General features: G+C 53.8%; 5 protein-coding genes and 1 tRNA gene. 3 read left to right on the forward strand and 3 right to left on the reverse strand.

The window, feature by feature from the left end:
* Positions 1-757 (forward strand): HIT domain-containing protein (locus ACTG34_RS13240; protein ID WP_439105359.1); only part of this gene is annotated, 757 nt, incomplete at its 5' end.
* Here ACTG34_RS13240 and ACTG34_RS13245 read toward each other — a convergent pair.
* Positions 754-1,137, reverse strand: coding sequence for a bactofilin family protein (locus ACTG34_RS13245; RefSeq protein ID WP_439105360.1), 384 nt, complete (start codon positions 1,135-1,137; stop codon positions 754-756). The genes ACTG34_RS13240 and ACTG34_RS13245 overlap by 4 nt on opposite strands.
* A 357-nt stretch (positions 1,138-1,494) precedes the next feature.
* Positions 1,495-1,584: transfer RNA gene (locus tag ACTG34_RS13250), tRNA-Ser, on the reverse strand.
* 186 nt (positions 1,585-1,770) lie between these two features.
* Between ACTG34_RS13250 and ACTG34_RS13255 the strand changes: the two genes are divergently transcribed.
* Positions 1,771-3,183 (forward strand): coniferyl aldehyde dehydrogenase, encoded by a 1,413-nt coding sequence (locus ACTG34_RS13255; protein WP_439105361.1) that lies wholly within the window; start codon positions 1,771-1,773, stop codon positions 3,181-3,183.
* 54 nt (positions 3,184-3,237) lie between these two features.
* Here ACTG34_RS13255 and ychF read toward each other — a convergent pair whose 3' ends face one another.
* On the reverse strand, positions 3,238-4,335 hold the full coding sequence (ychF, locus tag ACTG34_RS13260) for a redox-regulated ATPase YchF (protein ID WP_439105362.1): 1,098 nt from the start codon (positions 4,333-4,335) through the stop codon (positions 3,238-3,240).
* 128 nt (positions 4,336-4,463) lie between these two features.
* On the opposite strand from ychF, the gene trpA reads away from it, so the two are divergent.
* Positions 4,464-5,255 (forward strand): tryptophan synthase subunit alpha, encoded by a 792-nt coding sequence (gene trpA / locus ACTG34_RS13265; protein WP_439105363.1) that lies wholly within the window; start codon positions 4,464-4,466, stop codon positions 5,253-5,255.
* Positions 5,256-5,479 lie beyond the last annotated feature (224 nt).

Genomic DNA, 5,479 nt, shown 5'->3' on the forward strand with positions numbered 1-5,479 from the left:
TCGTCAGAGTACAGGTTATCGCCTTACTGAAACGACCCATACAGAGGCGCAGAGAGCCACTCTAGAGGCCATGTGTGATGAGGCTATCGATGCATACATAAGTAAGCGTGGTGAAGCCATATGGGGCCACAGAGGGCCAGACAGTGGCTACGTATCAGGCAGCATCCGTTATAACGTACTTAAACGTGCAAAACATCGTTGTGAGCTATGCGGAGGACATGAGGATCAGGTCGCCCTCCATGTTGATCATATCATTCCAAGGTCCAAAGGTGGCCCTGACGACATCAGCAACTTCCAAGCTCTTTGCATGACCTGCAACACCAACAAGCGGGATACTGACAATACGGACTTTAGAGGTATTGTGGATAGCTACAACGACCGTGAGACTGATTGTATCTTCTGTGAGTTAGGCACTGGGCGTATAATCGGTGAGAATGAGCTTTGCATTGCTATCAAGGACGCCTTCCCAGTTGCTGAGCATCACACGCTAGTCATTCCCAAGCGCCACGTAGCTGATTACTTCGACCTTCATCAGCCTGAGCGTAATGCCATTGAGACAATGTTACATGAGCAGCGCCAGTTAATCCTAAAGCAAGATAACACAGTTACAGGCTTCAATATTGGGATCAATGCAGGAGCCTCAGCGGGTCAGACTGTGTTCCACGCACACGTTCACTTGATCCCACGGAGAGATGGTGATCTCGCTGACCCTAGAGGTGGGGTGCGTGGAGTTATTCCGAGTAAAAAGAGGTATTAACTTGAAGTGTTACCTTTTGCAGCCAAGCGCCCCTCGACTTGCGCACCAAAATCGACGTGAATTCCCTCTGCTTCAATTTCACCTTTCACAATCGCTGTAGGAGACAAACTAACATCAATAGCTGCGATGGTACCGTATAACTGCCCCTCCACCGTGACCGATCTTGCTCTTACGTTGCCCTCAACCGTTCCTGTAGATGTTACAATCAGTACGTCTACTGTTAGATCGCCAGTGATCGCACCGCCGAACTCAACGATACCATCGCTTTGCCAGTCACCCTTAATCACAATGCCGTCGTGTAAAACTGAGCGGCGTTGCATGGTGTCCTTTGAGGTAGCAGCTGAAACATCCGATTTGGGGCTTACTGGTTTGGAGAACATTGTCAGGAACGCCTTTTGCATTTTATTTGGGGTGAAATAGTTTTTTTGTTGCGCATAAGTCAACGGCTAGAAGAGCTGCACCTCAATAACGAAGCTACAACACCTAAATAGGTTGTATTGTGACCAAGTTAACGAGCACGAACAGTCAATTATCAGCACCAGAACTGCGTAGGATACATATTTCAACGTGGCCGAGTGATCGAAGGCCCTCCCCTGTTAAGGGAGTAGGTGTGATTCATGCTAAATTATGAAATCAACGTGTGTGGCTTGCGTGTGTGGTAAACGTGTGTGGTAGTCGATTCTACGCCACACCATAAACCCCTTATTTATATGATCGAAACGGTCAAATAGGGTATGTGGCGGAGACGAAGGGATTCGAACCCTCGAGACCCTTCCGAGCCTACTCCCTTAGCAGGGGAGCGCCTTCGACCACTCGGCCACATCTCCGTCGACCCGTTTAATGGGCTCATCTGTGGGTGACAAGTTCAAAAGCGCGTGTTTTTTTGATTTCCTTGCGAATAGCGCCGACATGAGATTGCAAACGCCGCGTCAGGGCGCGCACAATGTACATTCCAGACTTTTCAATCGCCGCGCTCTACGATTGTGTTACTGGCACACAGAACCGGAGGCCGCATGAGCGATCTTATTTCCACATTCCAGAACATGAAAGCCGCGCACGCCATCGCGCGCGCAACGTTGTCCGAGACAACTGCCAAACAACGTATCGCCCAACTTACGGCACTTGAAACCGCGCTACTGGCACATGAGGACCGACTGATCGCCGCGATGAATACTGATTTCTCGCACCGGTCTGTGCAAGAATGCCGCACGTTTGACATCACCACCTCGCTGTCGGAAATTCGTAGCAACCGCAAACATCTTAAGGCCTGGATGCGGACGCGCCGCGTTCGGACGCCGTTGCAATTCAGGCCAGCGACCTGCGAAATTCGCCCTCAGCCGCTAGGTGTCGTCGGCATCATCGCGCCTTGGAACTTTCCAGTCTATCTGGCGATGGCGCCCTTAGCCGCAGCTATCGCCGCGGGCAACCGTGTGATGATCAAGCCCTCTGAATTGTCGCCACGCACCTCAGAGGCATTGGCAAACATGATGCATTCAACATTTGCACCGGACGTGGTAAGCGTCATCACCGGCGGCGCGGACGTTGCTGCCACATTTTCGGGCCTCCCCTTTGATCACCTGCTATTCACAGGATCGACCGAAATTGGACGGATCGTCGCCCAAGCGGCGGCACAAAACCTCACTCCTGTCACTCTTGAATTGGGCGGGAAATCTCCCGCGATCGTTATGCCATCTGCCGACGTAGATCGCGCGGCGCGGCGCATCGCATGGGGTAAGACGGCAAGCGCAGGCCAAATCTGTGTCGCTCCAGATTACGTTCTAGTTCCGCGCAGCCAGATGCAGGCTACCGCAAACGCTATTTTGGGCGCATGGGCAAAGTTCTATCCCGAGGGGTCAAATGGCGAGGACTATTCTGCAATTATATCCGAGCGGCATCTCGAGCGGCTGCACACACTACTCAACGAGGCAAAGGGGCGTGGCGCACAGATCCTTTCCAATGAGCATGACGGCTCAATAGCGGGCACGCGCAAATTTGCACCGGTTGTGGTTCTCGACCCTCCTCTCGACACGAAACTGATGCGCGAAGAAATATTTGGTCCTATTTTACCTCTTATCCCGTACGACACCCCCCAAGAGGCCTTGGACTTTGTTGGCGCACGCGATCACCCTCTGGCGCTTTACGTGTTCGCCGATGATCGTGATGAGCAGAAGCTATGGCTCAATGGGTCGATCTCTGGCGGGGTGACGATCAATGACACAGTGATCCATGTCAGCGTTGATACCCTGCCCTTTGGCGGGGTTGGCGCATCGGGGATGGGCGCGTATCACGGACGCCATGGGTTCGAAACCTTTTCTCACATGAAATCTGTTGTCCGTCAGGCAAAATGGAACGGTATGTTTGTCACTGAGCCCCCCTTTAAGGGATGGAAAGCGCGCGCGCTAAACGCACTGCGCAAGGTGATATAACGACAAAGGCCGCCCCAAATGGAGCGGCCTTTTTTCATCTCTGGCACGCAGATATCAGTTATTAAAGAGGAAGTGCATTACATCGCCATCTTGTACGATGTAGCTTTTGCCCTCAGCGCGCATTTTCCCCGCGTCTTTTGCGCCTGTTTCGCCCTTAAAGGCGATATAATCGTCAAAAGCGATGGTTTCGGCGCGAATGAACCCTTTTTCAAAGTCACCGTGAATGACGCCGGCGGCAGCGGGGCCTGCGGTGCCTTTGGGGATTGTCCACGCACGGGCCTCTTTTGGGCCAACGGTGAAATAGGTTTCAAGGTGCAAAAGCTCGTAGCCTGCACGGATCAGGCGGTCGAGACCAGCCTCTTCCAACCCCATTTCGCCCAAGAACATTTCCGCTTCCTCGGCGTCGAGTTGGGAAATTTCTTCTTCGATCTTGGCGGAGATCACAACCGCGCCTGCGCCCTGATCAGCGGCCATTCTGGCCACGGCATCAGAATGTGCGTTTCCTTTCGAGGCTTTATCTTCCTCGACGTTGCACACATACAGGATCGGTTTTTGCGTCAACAGTTGCAGCATTTTCCACTGTTTCATGTCGTCGGCATCGACCACAACGGTGCGGGCGGGCTGATCGCTTTCGAGCGCGGCTTGCGCTGCTGCCAAAAGACGGTCCTGAACCGCTGCCTCTTTGTCGTTGCCTTTGAGTTTGCGCACGAGGTTGGCGCGGCGTTTCTCGATGCTTTCCAAGTCGGCGAGCATCAATTCCATCTCGATGACTTGCGCATCGTCTACGGGGTTAACGCGCCCCTCGACGTGGACCACATCGCCATCCTCGAAACAGCGCACCACATGGGCAATTGCATCGCATTCGCGAATATTCGCAAGGAACTGGTTGCCCAACCCTTCGCCCTTGGAGGCGCCTTTGACCAGACCCGCGATGTCCACAAAGGTCATGCGCGTTGGAATGATCTGTTTGGACCCTGCGATCTCGGCCAGTTGGTCAAGTCGTGGATCAGGCACTGCGACCTCGCCTACATTCGGCTCGATCGTACAGAACGGAAAGTTCGCCGCCTGAGCGGCTGCGGTTTTTGTCAGTGCGTTGAAAAGCGTGGACTTGCCGACATTCGGCAGACCTACGATACCCATTTTGAAGCCCATCTCGGCCTCCTTTGTCTACAAATTCCACGCGTGTCTAAGCCGCAATGGGGTCTCGCGCAAGCCTAGCCCATTGCACTTATGCGCAAGATCGGCGAAACCCGACAGGAAGTTTGCCAAGGGAGCGCCAAATGACCCGTATCGATGCCAAATTTGCCCATCTTAAAGCCGAGGGTAAGAAAGCCTTTGTGGCCTACGTCATGGCCGGCGATCCCGATGAGGCGAAATCACTAGAGATCGTCAAAGCGCTACCGGCGGCAGGTGTCGATATCATCGAACTCGGTCTGCCTTTTACCGATCCGATGGCGGACGGTCCGACGATCCAACTGGCGGGCCAACGCGCGCTTGACCACGGCATGACGCTGACCAAAACACTGGCCATCGCAAAGGCGTTTCGCGAAACCGATGACACCACGCCGCTTGTTTTGATGGGATACTACAACCCGATTTATAGCCGTGGCGTAGATAAGTTTCTGGTCGACGCCAATGAGGCGGGTATCGATGGGTTGATCATCGTGGACCTGCCCCCCGAAGAGGACGAGGAGCTGTGCATCCCTGCGCAAGCTGCGGGTCTGAACTTTATCCGTTTGGCGACCCCGACTACAGACAACAAACGCCTTCCCAAGGTTTTGGAAAACACCTCCGGCTTTGTCTACTACGTGTCCGTGACCGGTGTGACGGGGGCCGCAGAAGCCTCAAGCGCCGATGTTGCCCCCGAAGTTGCACGGATAAAGTCACAAACTGACCTGCCCGTCATTGTTGGCTTTGGCGTTAACACGCCCGAAAAAGCCCAAGAGATCGCATCGATTGCGGACGGCACCGTGGTTGGCTCAGCCATCGTTAAACAGATCGCTGACGGTAAATCCGTGGCTGATATTGCAGCCTTTGTCAAAGCACTGTCCGACGGCGCGCACCGCGCCTAAACTGGCGGCACATTCAATATATAAAGGGAGCCGCACTGGCTCCCTTTATCGTTTCTTCAGCAATGGTTTGTCGGCGCGTTAGGGTCGTTTGAGGAAATGCGCGGCCCGCTCGATAGAGCGCAAGGACGGGGAATAGAACTGGCCGAAATGGTTGAACCCGTGATTGACGTCCGTGAAAAGATCGTAGCTGTGATCAATCCCCGCCTCGGCGTATAGTGCGGTGA

Source organism: Celeribacter marinus (assembly GCF_965656515.1).
In the GTDB taxonomy this organism is placed as follows: Bacteria; Pseudomonadota; Alphaproteobacteria; order Rhodobacterales; family Rhodobacteraceae; genus Celeribacter; species Celeribacter marinus_D.